This is a genomic window from Clostridium sp. BSD2780061688st1 H5 (assembly GCF_005845155.1).
Taxonomy (GTDB): Bacteria; Bacillota; Clostridia; order Lachnospirales; family Lachnospiraceae; genus Claveliimonas; species Claveliimonas intestinigallinarum.
The window spans coordinates 179617-196412 of record NZ_SPGT01000003.1; the positions used below are offsets into that span (position 1 = coordinate 179617).

The window sequence follows — 16796 nt, forward strand, 5'->3', positions numbered from 1 at the left end:
TAAATGCGGAACGCTACTGCGCCGGTCGCTGCCAACTGTACTGGAACCAACACTGCGAATAGACCGAAACTCTCATAGCAGAATAGTTCATTCCAAAACAGGAGAGCCTTAGAAACTGCTCCCCTGTTGAGAAGTGTTCTGCCTTATTCAAAGACTTGAGGGTTTTCTACATAAGAGCGAACTACCGTACCACAATTTTTACAAATTACATGAACCAAATTTTCGCCTTTAAGTGTCAAAGTTTTATTTGGCTGAACTTTTGCATAAGTGGATTGAATCCCCTCAACAACATCTTTGCCCCCGCACCATGGGCAAACATACTGTTTCTGCTCAATCATAGAACGCACCTCCTTTCTGGTTGATAAGGATAATATAAAGCTCAAATGTTACAGAAATGTCCTAAATCCAAAATCACTCAATAATTTTAGGCGACAGTCTGTATTTACAGACCGCCGCCTAACTATTTCTGTGGCAGGAAAACAGAAAAAGTAGAACCTTTCCCAACCTCTGATGTAACTTTAATATATCCGCCTTGCATAGTAATAATCTCACGGGCAAGATACAGGCCGATGCCGATACCGTCCACATCATGCACGGACTCCTCCCGATAAAACCGTTTAAAGATCGCCGCATGTTCTCTTTCAGGAATACCACGCCCATTGTCAGACACATCAATCCGCAGATACATTTCCCAATCTTGTACTACCACACGGATATTACCGCCTGCCGGCGTATACTTTACTGCATTATCCAGTAAATTAAATAATGCCTCAGAAGTCCAGCGACTGTCATGGGAAACAGACAGTTCATCCGGGCAGTCCACTGACAAGACGATCTGTTTCTTTTCCAACGACGCCAATATCCCATTGATCGCAGACGTTAATGTATCTGCCATTGGTTCGTTTCTTTTCTCCAACTTTATAACCCCTGTTTCTAATCGGGATGTTTTTACCATTGCTTGAATTAGAAAATCTAGCTTATCAAGCTGGCTTCTCGTAGCCATCAGAAAATCATGGCGTCTTTCTTCATCCACTGGACGTTCCAGTAGCGTTTCATTCAACATCTTCAGGTTGGCTATGGGCGTTTTTGTCTGGTGAGATATATCCGACAGGAGTGATTGAAGCTCACCTTTTTCCTTTGCAATCACTTCACGGTCTTTCCGCATGACATTGTAAAGACGCTCCAACCTGTGACTAATTCGTGAGAACAACGTTTCCGCTTCATAGTCTGTTTCCGGACAGACCGCATGATCCATCATATCATCCAGAGTTCGGCACAATCCATCCGTAAATAGCTCTAGCTTTTTTTCAAAATAATGCAGGAAAATGGCTACCCACGCAAACAAAATCACCGTCAAGAGCAGCCCATATCCTACTACCCGTATATCCCTTGTCATCCAGAACAGAACAAGCAGAAGGATAACAGCAATCATAATGATTCCTGTAAAAAATAACCTTAAAAATTTCCGTACAGATAAATCTTTTAATCCCATCACGAGTCACCACCTATCCACTGATACCCCATTCCGTATGCTGTCTTGATATACTTACGCTCGTCTATCTCAATCTTCTTACGTATCCGACTGATTATGGTCGCCAACGTATGCTCGTCCACAAAATCTCCATCAATATCCCACAGCTTTTCCAAAAGTTGGCGTTTCGTCAGGATAATGCGGGGATTCTTAACAAACAGATATAGCGTTCGATATTCTTTTGGCGTAAACTCCAATAGATTTCCAGATAAAGAGGCAGTCTGCTCAGAAAAATCTATTCTTAAAAATCCATCGTCAAACACATCATGCCGTGGTGTCCGAAGTTCCATATTGTCAAATACAGCAGCAATCTTTTTACACAACACCGCCACAGAAAAAGGCTTTGTAATGTAATCTGCACCACCTGCTTCATAGCCTTTCAGCATATCGCTCTCCCTGTCATTGGCAGTTAGAAAAATCATATAAGTATGCTGGCCTCGCCCCCGAATTTCCTGGCATAAATCAAGACCATTTCCATCCGGCAGGTTAATATCCAGCAAAGCCACATCAAATTCCTTCTCCTTTAGATAGTTTACTGTATCATGATATTTATAAGCCGATGTAACCTCATAACCGTCAGAGGTCAGGTTATAAGCCAAAGTCTTATTCAGAATCATATCATCCTCCACGATCAATATGGTTTTCATGTGCTCACATCCTCTCCTTGCATATTGCCACAGTTTATATTTTAAGTCTGAATTGTTGCAGAACTATCCTAAACAATATGTCTTCCCGCAAAAAAATAGAGCAATTCTTCTTTTCGACCAGATTTCTTCTTTTTACTTCTGCTCAGATAGTTTTCAAAAAATTCTGAAACCTACTCTTCGATTATATGAGAACAATAGGACCAATACAAGACAGGGAATACGAAAACATACGTGTAAATTTCAGTTATATAGATTAAAAAATTCCAAAAAATTTAATTCTCCCGTTTCTTTTTTACAAAGGGTTATTTCCCCTGATATCTGTCCTTTGACAATTTCATACCTGCCCCGGTGGTCATAGAGGCGCTTCAGATAGTATTGCATTCCGCGTACCTGCAGCTTAATCCTGGCATAGCCAGACCTGATACGTGGCTCAAAGAAAAAGGCACAGGAACTGAACCGGTGGCAGCCTTTTTTAATCTGACATAAGAGTGAGGTGTTTTTTTGAATAAAACAATAAATCCGGATGATTTCCGGGCCTATTCCGTACTTGAGATTTCACAGATGCTCGGAGTAGGTAAAACCAAAACAAGAGAAATGCTTGATAGTGGAATATTACCGGTAACTAAAATCGGTCGGCAGTATTTTACTTCTCCTACATCCATACAGGACTTTCTGAAGAAAAACATCGGGAAAGAATTGTTTTTTTAGGATGCGGCCAAGGGATTGCCACAGGTATTTATCTATATTACAATAGACCCATACCTTAGTTGGCACGATTTTGGCTCTGAAAGGAGTAAATCATGGCAACAACAACGAAAGGTACACAGCAGAAACGACGATCCAAGGGTGATGGATCTATCTTTAAAAATAAGAGAGGAGGATGGACAGCCCGATACAGAAAGAAAGGGCTACCGGATAAAGAATTTAGCGCACCCACCAAAGGAGAAGCGAAGAAACTACTGGATGAATGGAAGGTCAAGATTGCGATACAGGATGCGATTACCAGCAATATAAAAGTATGTGACTATGCTCAGAAATACCTTTATCGCAAATCACTTTACGTTGAGGCTGGTATATTTAAGCAGAGCAGCCTGGACCGTCTGGAAAGGACATATAACACCCATATACGGGATACAGAAGCAGCAAGGCTGTCTTTCATCAACTTAACCGCTGACGATATTACACAGACAATCAATGCAAATAAAGATACTTTGAGCTATTCGTCCATTAAAAAAATCTATCTCTTTTGGTCAGCAATGATAAAGCACGCGAAAAATATGGGCGAGCTCCCGAATAACTACTCAATCATGAATTCCGTTATTATACCGGCAGAGAATTCTCTGCCCGTGGAAACAAAAGAGATTGAGATTATAGATGAGAAGGATATTCCGATCATCGAGGAAATCGCAATGATGCCCAGTCCTAACCGGAATGAACGCTTCCTTTACCGATATGGTCCGGCTATTGTATTCCTTTTGAATACCGGTCTGAGAGGAGGTGAGCTTCTTGCATTAGGAAAATCAAAAATTATTTGGAAAGATTCGCGTCGCTATGTCAAAATCAATAAAACTTTAAGCCGTGTAAAAAACCGCGACAAGAACGCAAAAACAAAAACTAAATTAGTTCTTACAGATCCAAAGTATCCGAACAGCGTTAGAATAGTTCCACTGAACAAAAAAGCAGATTTTTGTCTTCAGTGTATGCTTGAGCTATACGATACAAACTATTTTGAGAAAGATTTAATTCTTGCGACTCAAAATCATATCAGCCCAACTTTACAAAACATAAGGAATACTTTAGTCAAAATATGCAGAAGAGCAGGAATCCAGGAATATTCCCTCCATGCTCTCAGACATACGTTTGCGACTAATATTGTCCGAAAAACAACTAATATGGGTGAGCTGAAAGATGCGGCGGAATTATTAGGTGACAGCTATGATGTAGTCATAAAGACTTACTTTCATACTGACTCACAAAAGAAAGTGGATCTGGTGGATGCAATCGCATAAATCCGTCCACCTTATCGTCCACCTTATGAACCGATTATATTCGATTTTATGCGGTTTCTGGCGGTCTTAAGTTTAAAATTTTTTGTTGGAATGAGTTTAGAAAAGGTGATACAAGAAAAATATTTTTGTTGGTCAAAAAAATCTGCCACCTTATTTTTTTACAAGCCTTGAAAAATAAAAAGAACCCGAAAAACGTTGATTTTCCGGGCTTTTTGAGAGGCGCAGACCGGATTTGAACCGGTGCATCAGGGTGTTGCAGACCCACGCCTTACCGCTTGGCTACTGCGCCATGATTAAAAAATATGGTATAGATTTGTCAAAGTTCTGGCACATAACTGAGTGGGGTAGTTCTGGTGTTGCAGACCTGTGCCTTACCACTTGGCTACTGCGCCACAGTGTCCCGTTTTTGCGGAACACTCATATTATAGCAAACTGAAACCCATTCGTCAATGAAAAGATTTAGAAATTTTCAGGAGAAATTTTTCAGAGCTCTGTCTGCTTCCCATAATACTGTTCTCTCGCGAACCGGTTGAGGGCCTCGCCGTCAAAGGGAACCACGATCACTTTGCTGGCGTGGCCGTCGTTTCCCTTGTCCTCCTCCTTGGGCAGATCCAGGACAGCGAAGGTCATGGCCTTCACGATCCCGTACTCCATGTATACACCGGGCCGCTCGATCTTATCCCACCTGTTGACCACATCAGAATTTTCATATCTCAGGAAATCCACAGTGGGCGAGTAGGCAATCCCGTCCGCCAGCTTCCAGCTGTCCAGTCCATTCTCGGAAATGATGTAAAAGGCCTTTCTGGTGCTCCACTGGTTCACCACACAGTGATACAGGCCGCCGCTGTACCAGAGCACCGGATCCTCCATGTTCACCGTGGGCAGGCCCTCCACCTGAGGCCAGAGATTTTCCTGCTCCAGCTGGAAGGTGTCCAGGATACTGCCCCGGCACAGGGCGATGAGTCCATCTCTGTTCAGCAGCTCGTAGGCCCCGTCCGGCCGCAGGATGATGCAGATGTTGGCCCGGAAGAAATATCCCCGGTCCAGCTTCACCGGCCCCCGGTACACCCATCTTCCCCCGTCCAGGCTGTCCGTGGTAAAAATATCTCCCGGCCGGGTGTCGCTGACAATCGCTGCGTATTTCCCTGCCGGATCGTCCTCCCGCAGCCGGAAGACGTACACATTGTGCCCCAGTCCTCCCTGGCTGTCCGGCCAGAGCACCCGCTCCCTCTGGTTATAGGGGCCGTACAGGCAGTCGCTGACCGCCTCCACGGCCAGGGAGCCACTCCAGCCTCCTTCTCCGTTTACCTTCTCAAACCCATCCGCCTCGTTCCAGCGGCTGGCAAACAGATGATACTTTCCGCACCCATCCTCGTCGCGCAGGATCGTCCCGTCCCAGTATGTATAATTCACCTTGCCGGTCAGGGCCGGATCCTCCAGCACCTTGTCCTCCAGTCCATTGTCCTGGTCTCTGGGGATAACGCCCCTGGCTCCCCAGCAGCTCTCCTCAAGCTTTCCCACCACAGGCATGGGGAGAAAGCAGTCCATAAACTGTCTGATCTCCATTTTCTATCTCCTTAAAATCCCATCTCATCGTTCACAAGGATCACCTTGATCCTGCCTTTTTCTTTGGAGTACCTTGTCACAAGCACCTGGCAGCACACCGTGTCCGGGGATTTGCAGTCGGCGCACACGCCTGTCCTGGAGCAGGGCGTGTCCAGCCCGAACCTCTGGGCATTGATAGGCGCCGCCTCATGGCGAGCTCTGGACACAGCGTCCTCCACGCTCTTTACCAGCTTGTTCATACCCACGATCATGATTACATTGGCAGGTCCCCAGGAAATGCAGGCCACTCTGTTGGCTGTCCCGTCCACATTGACAAGGACGCCGTCCTCTGTGATGGCATTCGTGCTGCACAGGAAATAGTCGCTGTCAAAGATCTGAAGCTGCGTCTTTCTCTTTTCCTCCGGCGTCTTGCAGGTATCCCGGTTATAGACCGTATAATTTCCGGAGCAGACCGCGTCCAGAAGCCCCATCTCCTTGATGGACATGGAACCGCCCCAGCCCACGGAGCTGCCCTCCGGGATCAGCTCCAGCGCCTTTTTCAGCGCTTCCTCTTTAGACTGCGCATAGTAGCCCTCCATATTCCTTGACTCCAGGCCCTTGATCACCCTCTGAGCCGCCAGTTCATTTCTCTTTCTTCTGTTTGCATCCATATGTAATACCTCCTTTTATTATCTCCATTATAGCGCGGAACTGTCTCCCTGTTAAATGCGGGCCAGGATCTCGTCCAGCAGCCTTACTGCCACCTCATCCTTGCTCATGAGCTCCAGCTCTTTTTCCATATCTGCCGTGATGATGGTCACCACGTTGGTGTCTGTCCCAAAGCCGGCCCCCTGCACCTTCAGGTTATTTGCCACGATCATGTCCAGGTTTTTCCTCGCCAGCTTGGCCCGGGAGTTCTCCAGCATGTTCTGGGTCTCCATGGAAAATCCGCAGAGGAACTGTCCCGGTCTCTTGTGCTGCCCGAGATACCCCAGGATATCGTCGGTCCTCTCCATGGCGATGGCCAGGTCGCCGCCGGACTTCTTGATCTTCTCGTCGCTTGTAACTGCCGGGCGGTAGTCGGCCACCGCCGCGGCCTTGATAACCACATCCATATCTCCGCTCCTTGCCACCACGGCCTCGTACATGTCCCTGGCCGACACCACCGGGACCACATCCACAAAGAGAGGGGGCTCCAGGGCCGTCTGCCCGGTCACGAGGGTCACCTTGGCTCCCCGCAGGGCGCAGATCTTCGCAATGCTGTAGCCCATCCGCCCGGTGGAGTGGTTGGTGATGTACCGCACCGGATCGATCCGCTCCTGGGTGGGTCCCGCCGTCACAAGAACCTTCTTTCCCTCCATATCCTTCGGGAAGGCACAGGCCATGAGCACGTACTGGAAGAGGACGTCCGGCTCCGGCATTTTCCCCTTGCCCACGTCCCCGCAGGCCAGCCGGCCTGCTGCCGGCTCCACCACAGTCATGCCATATTTTCTCAGCTTTTCCAGATTGTCCTGGGTCACCGGATTGTCGTACATCCGAGTATTCATGGCGGGCACCACGATCTTGGGACAGTCGCAGGCCAGCACCGTGGTGGTCAGCATATCGTCCGCGATCCCGCAGGCCAGCTTGGCGATCACGTTGGCCGTGGCCGGCGCGATGATCACCGCATCCGCCCGGGAGGCCAGGGAGACATGCTCCGTGCTGTACTCGTGGTTCCGGTCAAATGTATCTGTATGACATCTCTGGTTCGTCAGTCCCTCGAAGGTCAGAGGAGAGATGAACTCTCTTGCGTGATCCGTCATGATCACCTGCACATCCGCCCCGGCCTTTATGAGAAGGCTCGTCAGATAGGCGCTCTTGTATGCGGCGATCCCTCCCGTCACCCCCAGGATCACTGTCTTTCCTTTCAGCATATTGTCAAATCCTTCCTTTCATGCTATACTTTCCGCGTAATTGTATTATATCCCGACAGCGGGAATGATAACAAGGAGGAATTGAATAATGAAAGAAAAAAAACGTGACACCAGATGGATGGTCTGTGTTGCACTTATGGCAGCAATCGTCATCGTCCTCGCGAACACACCGCTTGGCATGATCCAGCTCCCGGTAATTAAGGCGACAACAGTACACATTCCCGTCATCATCGGAGCTGTGCTCCTGGGCCCTCTGGCCGGCGGCATTTTAGGCGGCGTCTTCGGTATCTGCTCTCTTGTAAGCAACACCATGGCACCCACCCTTCTGTCCTTTGCCTTCTCGCCCTTTATGAGCACCACCGGACTTCCCGGCGTTCTGAAAGCCCTCTGGATCTCCGTGGGATGCCGCATCCTCATCGGCGTGGTATCCGGCTGGCTGTGGAAGCTCTTCGAGAAGGTTCATTTGAACCAGACTATCGCCCTTCCCATCACCGGATTTGTGGGCGCCATGGTCAACACAGTGACTGTCATGGGCAGCATTTACCTGCTCTTCGCCCAGCAGTACGCCCAGGCACAGAACGTAGGCATCACAGCCGTGTGGGGCCTGATCATGGGAACCATCACTGCCTCCGGCATCCCGGAAGCCATCGCCTCGGCGGTTCTCGTGCTGGCACTGGGAAAGGTTTTGCTGAGATTTATGAAAAGAATATAAGTTTTTTGCTGTCCGGCGTAGGCCGGGCAGCATTTTTTCAGTTCCGCAGCACATCCGCAAGGTCTCGCTCTCCCCTCTACCTCCCCGCCGCGCCGCTGAACTCACAGTCCTTCAGCCGTTCCTCCGGCAGGTGGCAGGTCCTTCTCTCCCTCTCCACAAGCCGCTCCACAAAGGGAGTGGCGGGCCGACTGAGGAGCTCCGCCGGAGGGGCGTACTGCTGGATTTCCCCCTGATCCAGGACCAGTACCTTTGTCCCCAGCTTCAGCGCCTCGCCGATGTCGTGGGTCACAAAGAGCACAGTGATCCCGGTCTCCCTGTAGATCCGTAGGAGCTCCTCCTGGAGCTGGCCTCTGGTGATCTCATCCACCGCACCGAAGGGCTCATCCATGAGCAGGATCTCCGGGGACGCGGCCAGCGCCCGGGCGATCCCCACCCTCTGCTGCTGCCCGCCGGAGAGCTCTGCCGGGTACCTCTCCTTCAGTTCCTCATCAAGCCCCACGATCTTCATCCACTTTGACACTGCCGCCTTTGTCCTGGCTCTGTCCCGGCCATTCAACAGGCTGGGCACATAGGAAATATTCTGCTCCACCGTCATGTGGGGAAACAGGACGCTCCCCTGGATGGCGTAGCCAATCCCCCGGCGCAGCCGGGTCTGGTCCTTGTCCCGGATGTTCTCCCCGTGGATGAGAATGTCACCCGCATCGGGCCGGATCAGCCCGTTCACCATCTTCAGCGCCGTAGTCTTGCCGCAGCCGGAGGAGCCGATGATGGTGACAAACTCTCCCTTTCTCACCTGGAGGCTGAAATGCTCCATGACCACCTTTTCCCCGTATACCTTTTTGATGTCCTTAAATTCGATCTCTATATTCATTTCTGTATTCGTTACTGTATTCATCTCTGTACTCATCCTTGCATCCTCCTTACAGAAGCCCGCGGCTCTCGAGGAATTCCTCCGCCACGTCCCTTGGCTCCCTGCCCTCTGTCTCCACTGCGTAGTTCATGGCAGCCATGTCGCTGTCCGTAATAATCCCGGTCACCTTTTCAAATACCTGCTCCAGCTCCGGGTGCTCCTCCAGTACCTGGCTGCGGACCACATTGCCGCACATGTAGGAGGGATAGAACTGCTTATCGTCCTCCAGCACAGTCACGTCCGAAGCGGAGAGCTGGCCGTCCGTGGTGAAGATCACCATGACATCGATCTGCCCCTGGTCTATGGCCTGGTATTTCAGCCCGATATCCATGTCCATGGTCTCCCTGAAATGGAACCCGTAGGTGTCACAGAGGGCGTCGTAACCGTCCTCCCGCTCAAAGAAATCGTACTCCGCCCCGAACACAAGCTGATCAGACACCGCGGCAAGATCCGAGTATGTCTTCAGGTCATACTGCTCCGCGATCTCCCGGCGGACCACCAGGCCGTAGGTGTTGTTGAACCCGTACATGCCGGTCCACTCCATAGAGAGCTCCTCATTGTAATACTTCTGCAGACTGTCAAAGAGATCCTCTGTGTACAGTCCATCCTCTTTCATGACCATGTTCCAGGCGGTGCCGGTGTACTCCGGGTACATGTCAAACTCTCCGCTCTCCATGGCCGGCTCTATATTGGAAGTGCCGCCGCCCACACCCTGGGTCAGCTCTACATTCAGGTCCGTGTCCTTCTCTATGAGAATATCCAGCATCTCTCCCAGCACATACTGCTCGGTCATGGGCTTTGTCGCAATGCGGATCGTATCCTGGGTCTGCCTTCCAGACAGCGTGGCGATAAGCAGGCAGGCACAGAGAACCAGAGCGGCCGCGCCCAGCGCCCGGTTGGTCTTCCTGGCCCTGGCGCTGCGCTTCCGCAGCCTCTTCTCTACAAATCCCAGAAGGGAATCCACCAGAAGCGCCAACAGGGCGATGAGCAGACTCCCCGCCATGGTCATGGCGCTGTTGTTAGTGGTAATGCCCCGGTAAATGGCAACGCCCAGGCCGCCGGCTCCAATAAAGGAGGCGATACCTGCAAGGGCAATGGTCATGGTCACCATGCTGCGGATGCCGGACATGATCACCGGCATGGCAAGGGGCAGCCGAACCTTCAGGAGAATCTGCATCCGGGTGCTGCCCATGCCTTTAGCCGCCTCCAGGATTGCCGGATCCACGTTCGCTATACCCGTGTGGGTGTTCCGCACCATGGGAAGGAGGGCATACACCGTGAGGGCGATGACAGCCGTGGCATCCCCCACTCCGGAAAAGGGAATAAGAAATCCCAGCATGGAGATGGAGGGAATCGTGTAGAGAAAATTGATGACCGCCAGGGCGGGCTTTGCCGACCTGTCAAACTCGCTGATCAGAATTCCCATAAGGCCGCCCAGCAGGACAGCGATCAGAATGGCTGTCAGGGAAATCCCCAGATGCTCTCCCAGGAGCCCCAGGAAGAAATCCCTTCTTTCTATTAACAGTGTGATCATCTCTCTTAGCATGCTCTCTCTCCTCTCCTTACAATGGCGCTCACAGGGCAGTTTTCCTGGCAGAGCCCGCAGTGCAGGCAGTTTTCCTGGCGGATCACATAGGGAGCACCGCTGTCCCCAGAAGCTTCCCGCCGCTCTTTACAGCGGTCCTCATGGCAGTCTGTACGCCGGTCTATACATTTCTGGGGGCAGCTTCGGCTGCATTTGCCGCATCCGATGCAGGCCTCCGTGATGAGAAATCCTTTCTCCCTCGGGGCCTCCTCCCCCAGGACAAAGGACCATCTCTGAATGGGAGATTTTCCCAGATCAAAGAACTCCATCTGTCCCCCGTCCAGACAGAAGGGCTCCAGTATATATCTGCTGTCCCCCGGGTAGACGTCATTCATCACCGGGTTCTCCTCAAAAATGCGGTCGATCCACTTTTTCTGTTCCGGCACCTTCCACGCCTTTCCCTCCAGACGCACCATCTGGAAGTCCCGGTTCATGCCGGTCACCGCCACATAGCCTCCTTCTGTCAGCTCCCGGTAGAAGTCCTTTCCCCGGGCCGTACAGAAATACAGCCGTCCCTCTTCCACCAGCATGACGTCGATGATGCGGGCCCTTGGCCTGCCGTTTTCATCTGTGGTGGCAAATGTCACATCCTTTACCTCTCTCAAAATCTGCAGAAAATCCTGTGCGTTCATGATATTCTCCTCCAAAATGTATTCTAAAATGTATTCTGAAATGCGCTCTAAAATGCCGGCCGGTGTATCCGTCCCGGATCCACGGTCTTCTGTACGCCTCTCTTATAGGAAATCTCAGGATAGCCAAACCCTATGAACATCCCTGTATAGTGATCCTCGGGTATCTCCAGCATGGCCATGATCCGGGGCATCCTCTTAAGGGCTGCCAGAGGAAAGGTCAGCATCACGGCCCCCAGCCCCCTGGAGGCGCAGAGCAGCTCAAAATAGGTTCCTGCCACCAGCACGTCCTGCACTGGCTCCCCCTTTCCCAAAGGGGCGTGGGGAATGAGAAGGTGCGGCGCTCCACAAAAAAGCATATCCGGCCGAACGGTCTGTCGCCACCGCTTCATGTCCTCGTAGGACGCCCGGTCAAAGCCCTCCGGGTAAATGCCCTGCCCGGCCAGAGTCTCCATCTCACGGAAAGCCATGCTCCGCAGCCGCTTCATCCGCTCCTTGTCGTCGATCAGCGTGAACTCCACCTGCTGCTTGTTGCCCCCGTTGGGGGCATTTGCCAGCCGGCCGATCATGTCCCGGATGACGCCGGGATCCACATTCCGATCGTGGTAGCGCCTGCCGGAGTGCCTGTTGGCGATCAACGCGTCCAGCACCGGCGCCGCATCGGCAGCCTTCACCGGGGAGAGACTGTCCTCTGGCCGGTGCTCGAAAATGGAGAGGGCCCCCGCCGGGCAGACTGCCAGGCAGTGCTCACATTTCCAGCAGCCCTTCCAGCCGAATTCCTCAAACTCCGCCATTTGCACCTTTCCCTCCCCGTCCAGGGAGAGAATGCCTCCCGGGCAGACCCGGGTGCACAGCCCGCAGCCCATACATGTATTTCTATCCACCTGAAATCCTGTTTTATTCATGCTATGTTCATCTCCGCTTCTTTTCCGGCATTTCTGTCCTCCCTTTTCTGTGTTTATTTTATGAGCGGAGGTGCCCAGGCACAAGTACGCACTTTTTTGTGCCGTAGTTACCTGGCGGTAACCTCCGCCGCCAGGCCGTCTTTTTTTGAGCAACAGAAAAAGACCCCATGCCGCCTGTATAAGCGACATAGAGTCTTTAAAATCCTGTGAAATCATGCATGCGAAATTACCGGATAGACTTCCCCAGCTCGTAGGCCTCCTGAAGCTCCGGCTTCCCGTCGATATCTCCCACATCGCCGTTTCCGCCGGCCAGGACATGGCCCAGGTTCTCCCATCTCAGGTGCTCCATCAGATGGTCGTAGTAGAGAAGGACATCCTCAAATCCATTGCCCTCCGCGGCCATCAGAAGGGCGGAGGATCTGTCATGCCCTCTGAGGAGATTGCCGTCCCCCTCCTCCAGGGCAAACAGACGGTCAATGGCAGTCCGGATCTGGCCGCTCATGTTCCAGTAGTAAAGGGGCGTGGCAAAGATCACCACGTCGCACTCCCGCACCGCCGGGTAGATCTGCTCCATGTCGTCCTTCTGGACACAGGGAAATTCCCTGCTGCTGTGGCCTCCAAAGCAGCCCTTGCATCCGTGGATATTCATGCTGTCCAGGAAGAATTCTGTCACTGTGTTGCCCGCGCTCTTCGCCCCCTCTGTAAAGGACTTTACAAGAGCTGATGTATTCCCCTTTTTCCGGGGACTTCCGTTTAAGATCACAATCTTCTTAGCCATATCTGTTCTCCTTTCCCTGATCGCCCCATTTAAAACTTATCTGCCAGAGCTGCCGCCTGGGCACAGCCGTCGGTCTTTGTAATATCTCCCACATTCAGCACGCCGGGGACAAGCACCTCGCCCACCATCTTCCATTTATTTAAGGCTGCGGTACGCTCCATGGGGATCCGCACGCCGTCCAGAACGGTCAGATCCTCCTCCTCGCAGCAGGCGATGAGAGCGCACTCCTTTCCCGCGATATCCTTGCCGCCCACCACCAGGGAATAGATGCGGTCTATCACCGCCTTGATCTGTGACGGGATGGAGTACCAGTAAACCGGCATGGTAAATACCAGTCCGTCCGCCTCCAGGATAGCCGGGGCAATGGTGTTGAAGTCGTCGTCAAAAGTACAGGCCTTCCCTGTGCTGTAGCATGTCTCGCAGGCATGGCAGCCGCCCAGCTTCATGGCAGCCGCGTCAAACCTTGTCACTGTGTGGCCCTTTGCCTCGGCGGTTTTGATAAAGGCGCCTGTCATGGCAAAGCTGTTTCCGTTTTTCCTGGGACTTCCTGTGATCACAACGATTTTTTTACTCATAATCTATCTCTCCTCTTTTACTTATTTTGGCGGGATTGACATTCCCCGCTGCTGATATTACAATCATAGCAAGAATATGCCACAAAACAAGTACGCACATAAAAGTGCGATACTTACATCAAAGTATCATACTTACCTAAAGGAGAGTGTAAAATGGGCAAGAGATGCATTTCTAACGAAAACCTGAGCACTACCGGGTTCAGCTACACGCTGTCCCTCATCAACGGGAAATACAAGATGACCATCCTCTACACACTGATGGAGTTCGGGGTAGTGAGATTTAATGAGATGAAAAAATATATCGGGGGAATTTCCTACAAGACTCTGAGCTCCACCTTAAAGGAACTGGAGGCGGACCAGCTGGTCCACAGGGAGGAGTATCCCCAGATCCCGCCCAAGGTGGAGTACAGCCTGACGGAGAGAGGGAAATCCCTGATCCCCATCCTGGACGGGATGTGCGAGTGGGGAGACAAAAACCGGCTTTAGAGGGCCGTTTTTTCTCTGGCAGTGCATGCTTCTGTCTGATTTCCGCTTCCGCACTGCCTTCCCCTTTGACTCCATTCTATAACTGTAGGAAACACTATCAACTCCCCGCAAAAATGAAGCCCGTAAACATCACATTTACGGGCTTTTTAAGCTCCCCCTGTTGGACTCGAACCAACGACAACTCGGTTAACAGCCGAGTGCTCTACCGACTGAGCTAAGGAGGAATATTATGAAATTGTGTCGTCCTTATTATCTCGACAACAAATATATTTTACATCAAACTCACAGGCATTTCAAGTAGTTTTAACTATTTCTTTCTTGTTTTCTAATGCATGTTCTAATGCACATCATATCTCAGGTTCAGGATATCTCAGACGAAAGACTGGATTTTTTCCCAGTCAACAGAGTCCCTTATGTTGTAGAGCACAGTCCCTCTCTTTTCCGGACAACTGATTTCCAGATAACCGTCATATACCCGGAAACTCACAGCCTCTGTAGTAACGCCTGACAGCTCATATCCGGCCGGTTCGGGGAGGATTTCATACGTATGTATCAATCTTTCCACCTGCAGGCCGGAAAGATATTCGGTCAGCCCTTCTAAGTTCCTGACCTCCCGATCCTCCGTTTCATCTGTCATAAGCCATGCCTCAGAGAGGCTGTCCTCGCGGAGCCCTAAAACCTCCGCCGCAGGCGCTCTGTCTGTTGCAATGCTCATCTTCCCCATGGCAAGAACGCTCAGCGACATAACCGAAAACAGCAGGCCAACTCCGAGCTTCTTTTTCCCTGTCGTTACAATGGCGCGCATGCGATAGCGCAGGGTCCGGGCCGAAGAAGAAAGGCATGTCGTAAAGCCGCGGCCTTCCCCGGCTGTCGCAAGAAGCAGCTCCGCGTATTTTTTCCGCCTGTCCCCATCGTACTTCTCCAGGACTATCTCGTCACAGGAAAGCTCCAGGTCATCCTGCGCTCTCCTGACAGCCGTCCACACAAGAGGGTGCAGCCAGCCCAGTGCTTTGCAGAATTCCAGGAAAAATCTAGTATGCGTGTCTTCCCGCTGCACATGGTGCAGCTCATGGCAGAAGATCATCTCAGCCTCCTCCGCCGTGTAGGGACGCTCCGGCAGATAGGTAGCTCCCTTCTTCTTTCTCAGACCTATTGTAAGGGGCGTACCTATCAGGCTACTGTATCTCAGGTCAATGGATATATGTACATCGAGTTCACTTTTCATCTTCTCCCAGCTCTCAAGGATTGCCGGCTCCTCCACCGGACTTGAATTCCTTCTCAGGCTCATGGAAAACCACATGTGAGAAGCCATTTTCCACGCAAAAAGCACTAGGAAGCCCACTCCCCAGACAGCTATAAGCGCTCTCAGGGCCGTCCCCGGCACATACAGCACCGCCGTGGGAGGGCCCGGCCGCAGCAGATAAATCATATGGGGCTGATAAAACAGAAATACAGGCACCAGCCAAAGAACTGCGCATGTCCTGGCCGTGTAGCGGCGCCTGAGAGCAGGCAGGAGAAACAGAAGCCCTGAAAAATAGAGACTCACAAAAACAAAGACATCCACAAACAGACAAAGGCAATACTCCAGACCATCAGAAATACCATAAGCGCATATGTAAATCAACGGAAACAAGGCTAACATGATTGGAAGCACGATGGGGTCCATCCATACAACAGCCTTTTCTCTGTCTTCCATCCAGCCGACCGTTTTCCCATGCTCTGCACTCCAGGACTTCCGAAATCCGGCAGCCAGGATAGCCCCCAGGAAAACCGCCCAAAAAAACCGATATATGTACAAAATAGCCATATCAGACATGTTACAGCTCTCCTTTCTCAAGAAGACGTCTCAGTTCCTCCAACTCCTCCTTCGTAACCCCGCTGTCACACAGCGCTGTGGCAAAAGAAGCCACTGAGCCGTGAAACAGTTTGTCAAGAAAAGACCTGCTCTCTGCCGCCAAATATTCCTTTTCCTGTACCAGCGGCTCATACAGGTTTGTACGCCCTTCCTTTTTTAAAGATAAAAAACCTTTTTCGCACAGGCGCGTCAGGAGAGTGAGAATAGTCGTTGGCGCCAGCGGATGAACGTCCTGCAGTGCTTCCTCAATGTACATCCTGGATACAGGCGCAGGACTCGCCCATATGATCTGCATAATCTCCAGTTCGCTCTCCGGAAGGCGTTTGATTTCTCTCATTCTCATTGTGTGCTCCTTTTTGACTTCTCAACTTCCATTTTTGTTCTACATCTGTAGAAATATCATATTCTACAAACGTAGAAAAGTCAATAAAAAAAACAGAATGAGCCTTTAACGACTTCATTCTGCTCCATTTTCATGTACCTTCAAAACCACATACAAGAAATCTTATCTATCTTCCATCTTTCTTCCCGAACCGTGCGCTGCACTCACTTGAGGAAGTTCGAGCCACTTTGTGTCTCGAACAAGCTTCACACTAAGCTCAGCCTGCGCTCCGCTTGTCTTCTCTAAGTGTTCAGCTTTGGTTATGCCCTCGACCGATTAGTAACAGTCAGCTCCATGTGTTACCACACTTCCACCTCTGCCCTATCTACCTCGT

Annotated in this window: 18 protein-coding genes and 2 tRNA genes; 4 read left to right on the forward strand and 16 right to left on the reverse strand. The window is 51.1% G+C overall.

The window, feature by feature from the left end:
* Window positions 1-143: 143 nt before the first annotated feature.
* From FGQ86_RS03495 to FGQ86_RS03505, 3 genes are all read right to left on the reverse strand, one after another.
* Window positions 144-338, reverse strand: coding sequence for a Lar family restriction alleviation protein (locus FGQ86_RS03495; RefSeq protein WP_138303023.1), 195 nt, complete (start codon window positions 336-338; stop codon window positions 144-146).
* 122 nt (window positions 339-460) lie between these two features.
* On the reverse strand, window positions 461-1492 hold the full coding sequence (locus tag FGQ86_RS03500; protein WP_138303024.1) for a HAMP domain-containing sensor histidine kinase: 1032 nt from the start codon (window positions 1490-1492) through the stop codon (window positions 461-463).
* Window positions 1492-2178: a response regulator transcription factor gene (locus tag FGQ86_RS03505; protein ID WP_138303025.1), complete on the reverse strand. Its 687-nt coding sequence runs from the start codon at window positions 2176-2178 to the stop codon at window positions 1492-1494. The genes FGQ86_RS03500 and FGQ86_RS03505 overlap by 1 nt, the downstream gene beginning before the upstream one ends.
* Window positions 2179-2679: 501 nt before the next feature.
* Here FGQ86_RS03505 and FGQ86_RS16580 point away from each other — a divergent pair.
* Together FGQ86_RS16580 and FGQ86_RS03515 are read left to right on the forward strand one after the other, a co-directional pair.
* A complete protein-coding gene (locus FGQ86_RS16580; protein ID WP_087151957.1) occupies window positions 2680-2886 on the forward strand; it encodes a helix-turn-helix domain-containing protein in 207 nt (68 codons plus the stop codon).
* 92 nt (window positions 2887-2978) lie between these two features.
* Window positions 2979-4187 carry a site-specific integrase gene (locus FGQ86_RS03515; RefSeq protein ID WP_138303026.1) on the forward strand — a complete coding sequence of 403 codons (1209 nt, stop codon included), beginning with the start codon at window positions 2979-2981 and terminating at the stop codon, window positions 4185-4187.
* Window positions 4188-4404: 217 nt separating this feature from the next.
* Here the strand turns inward: FGQ86_RS03515 and FGQ86_RS03520 are convergent.
* From FGQ86_RS03520 to coaBC, 4 genes are all read right to left on the reverse strand, one after another.
* A tRNA-Cys gene (locus FGQ86_RS03520) sits at window positions 4405-4476 on the reverse strand.
* A 194-nt stretch (window positions 4477-4670) separates the two neighbouring features.
* Window positions 4671-5753, reverse strand: a complete 1083-nt coding sequence (locus FGQ86_RS03525) for a hypothetical protein (protein WP_138303027.1) — start codon at window positions 5751-5753, stop codon at window positions 4671-4673.
* 11 nt (window positions 5754-5764) lie between these two features.
* Window positions 5765-6403: a lactate utilization protein gene (locus FGQ86_RS03530; RefSeq protein ID WP_138303028.1), complete on the reverse strand. Its 639-nt coding sequence runs from the start codon at window positions 6401-6403 to the stop codon at window positions 5765-5767.
* Window positions 6404-6454: 51 nt separating this feature from the next.
* On the reverse strand, window positions 6455-7645 hold the full coding sequence (gene coaBC, locus FGQ86_RS03535) for a bifunctional phosphopantothenoylcysteine decarboxylase/phosphopantothenate--cysteine ligase CoaBC (RefSeq protein WP_138303029.1): 1191 nt from the start codon (window positions 7643-7645) through the stop codon (window positions 6455-6457).
* 88 nt (window positions 7646-7733) lie between these two features.
* On the opposite strand from coaBC, the gene FGQ86_RS03540 reads away from it, so the two are divergent.
* Window positions 7734-8357 carry an ECF transporter S component gene (locus FGQ86_RS03540; protein ID WP_033127143.1) on the forward strand — a complete coding sequence of 208 codons (624 nt, stop codon included), beginning with the start codon at window positions 7734-7736 and terminating at the stop codon, window positions 8355-8357.
* A gap of 76 nt (window positions 8358-8433) precedes the next feature.
* On the opposite strand, the gene FGQ86_RS03545 is transcribed toward FGQ86_RS03540, so the two are convergent.
* The 6 genes from FGQ86_RS03545 to FGQ86_RS03570 all read right to left on the reverse strand — a co-directional run bounded on the left by FGQ86_RS03545 (window position 8434) and on the right by FGQ86_RS03570 (window position 13739).
* Window positions 8434-9228, reverse strand: a complete 795-nt coding sequence (locus FGQ86_RS03545) for an ABC transporter ATP-binding protein (RefSeq protein ID WP_033127157.1) — start codon at window positions 9226-9228, stop codon at window positions 8434-8436.
* Window positions 9229-9277: 49 nt separating this feature from the next.
* Window positions 9278-10813, reverse strand: coding sequence for a glycine betaine ABC transporter substrate-binding protein (locus FGQ86_RS03550; RefSeq protein WP_033127144.1), 1536 nt, complete (start codon window positions 10811-10813; stop codon window positions 9278-9280).
* Window positions 10807-11484: a 4Fe-4S binding protein gene (locus FGQ86_RS03555; protein WP_033127145.1), complete on the reverse strand. Its 678-nt coding sequence runs from the start codon at window positions 11482-11484 to the stop codon at window positions 10807-10809. The genes FGQ86_RS03550 and FGQ86_RS03555 overlap by 7 nt, the downstream gene beginning before the upstream one ends.
* 47 nt (window positions 11485-11531) lie before the next feature.
* Window positions 11532-12386 (reverse strand): nitroreductase family protein, encoded by an 855-nt coding sequence (locus FGQ86_RS03560; protein WP_033127146.1) that lies wholly within the window; start codon window positions 12384-12386, stop codon window positions 11532-11534.
* A gap of 226 nt (window positions 12387-12612) precedes the next feature.
* Entirely contained in the window at window positions 12613-13164 is a 552-nt protein-coding gene (locus tag FGQ86_RS03565; protein WP_138303030.1) for a flavodoxin family protein, read from the reverse strand.
* Between the two features lie 29 nt (window positions 13165-13193).
* On the reverse strand, window positions 13194-13739 hold the full coding sequence (locus FGQ86_RS03570) for a flavodoxin family protein (protein ID WP_138303031.1): 546 nt from the start codon (window positions 13737-13739) through the stop codon (window positions 13194-13196).
* Between the two features lie 153 nt (window positions 13740-13892).
* Between FGQ86_RS03570 and FGQ86_RS03575 the strand changes: the two genes are divergently transcribed.
* Window positions 13893-14225, forward strand: a complete 333-nt coding sequence (locus tag FGQ86_RS03575; RefSeq protein WP_033127149.1) for a helix-turn-helix domain-containing protein — start codon at window positions 13893-13895, stop codon at window positions 14223-14225.
* A 151-nt stretch (window positions 14226-14376) separates the two neighbouring features.
* Here the strand turns inward: FGQ86_RS03575 and FGQ86_RS03580 are convergent.
* From FGQ86_RS03580 to FGQ86_RS03590, 3 genes are all read right to left on the reverse strand, one after another.
* Window positions 14377-14449, reverse strand: a tRNA-Asn gene (locus FGQ86_RS03580).
* A 146-nt stretch (window positions 14450-14595) separates the two neighbouring features.
* On the reverse strand, window positions 14596-15654 hold the full coding sequence (locus tag FGQ86_RS03585) for a M56 family metallopeptidase (RefSeq protein ID WP_171031505.1): 1059 nt from the start codon (window positions 15652-15654) through the stop codon (window positions 14596-14598).
* Window positions 15655-16042: 388 nt separating this feature from the next.
* Window positions 16043-16423, reverse strand: coding sequence for a BlaI/MecI/CopY family transcriptional regulator (locus FGQ86_RS03590; RefSeq protein ID WP_243127147.1), 381 nt, complete (start codon window positions 16421-16423; stop codon window positions 16043-16045).
* Window positions 16424-16796: the final 373 nt, after the last annotated feature.

Coding starts and splice junctions, on each gene's coding strand:
- FGQ86_RS03495 (WP_138303023.1), bottom strand. CDS start 338: ATGATTGAGCAGAAACAGTATGTTTGCCCATGGTGCGGGGGCAAAGAT.
- FGQ86_RS03555 (WP_033127145.1), bottom strand. CDS start 11,484: ATGAACGCACAGGATTTTCTGCAGATTTTGAGAGAGGTAAAGGATGTG.
- FGQ86_RS03525 (WP_138303027.1), bottom strand. CDS start 5,753: ATGGAGATCAGACAGTTTATGGACTGCTTTCTCCCCATGCCTGTGGTG.
- FGQ86_RS03540 (WP_033127143.1), top strand. CDS start 7,734: ATGAAAGAAAAAAAACGTGACACCAGATGGATGGTCTGTGTTGCACTT.
- FGQ86_RS03545 (WP_033127157.1), bottom strand. CDS start 9,228: ATGAATATAGAGATCGAATTTAAGGACATCAAAAAGGTATACGGGGAA.
- FGQ86_RS03565 (WP_138303030.1), bottom strand. CDS start 13,164: ATGGCTAAGAAGATTGTGATCTTAAACGGAAGTCCCCGGAAAAAGGGG.
- FGQ86_RS03560 (WP_033127146.1), bottom strand. CDS start 12,386: ATGAATAAAACAGGATTTCAGGTGGATAGAAATACATGTATGGGCTGC.
- coaBC (WP_138303029.1), bottom strand. CDS start 7,645: ATGCTGAAAGGAAAGACAGTGATCCTGGGGGTGACGGGAGGGATCGCC.
- FGQ86_RS03500 (WP_138303024.1), bottom strand. CDS start 1,492: ATGGGATTAAAAGATTTATCTGTACGGAAATTTTTAAGGTTATTTTTT.
- FGQ86_RS03530 (WP_138303028.1), bottom strand. CDS start 6,403: ATGGATGCAAACAGAAGAAAGAGAAATGAACTGGCGGCTCAGAGGGTG.
- FGQ86_RS03515 (WP_138303026.1), top strand. CDS start 2,979: ATGGCAACAACAACGAAAGGTACACAGCAGAAACGACGATCCAAGGGT.
- FGQ86_RS03505 (WP_138303025.1), bottom strand. CDS start 2,178: ATGAAAACCATATTGATCGTGGAGGATGATATGATTCTGAATAAGACT.
- FGQ86_RS03590 (WP_243127147.1), bottom strand. CDS start 16,423: ATGAGAATGAGAGAAATCAAACGCCTTCCGGAGAGCGAACTGGAGATT.
- FGQ86_RS03575 (WP_033127149.1), top strand. CDS start 13,893: ATGGGCAAGAGATGCATTTCTAACGAAAACCTGAGCACTACCGGGTTC.
- FGQ86_RS03570 (WP_138303031.1), bottom strand. CDS start 13,739: ATGAGTAAAAAAATCGTTGTGATCACAGGAAGTCCCAGGAAAAACGGA.
- FGQ86_RS03585 (WP_171031505.1), bottom strand. CDS start 15,654: ATGATTTATCTGCTGCGGCCGGGCCCTCCCACGGCGGTGCTGTATGTG.
- FGQ86_RS03550 (WP_033127144.1), bottom strand. CDS start 10,813: ATGCTAAGAGAGATGATCACACTGTTAATAGAAAGAAGGGATTTCTTC.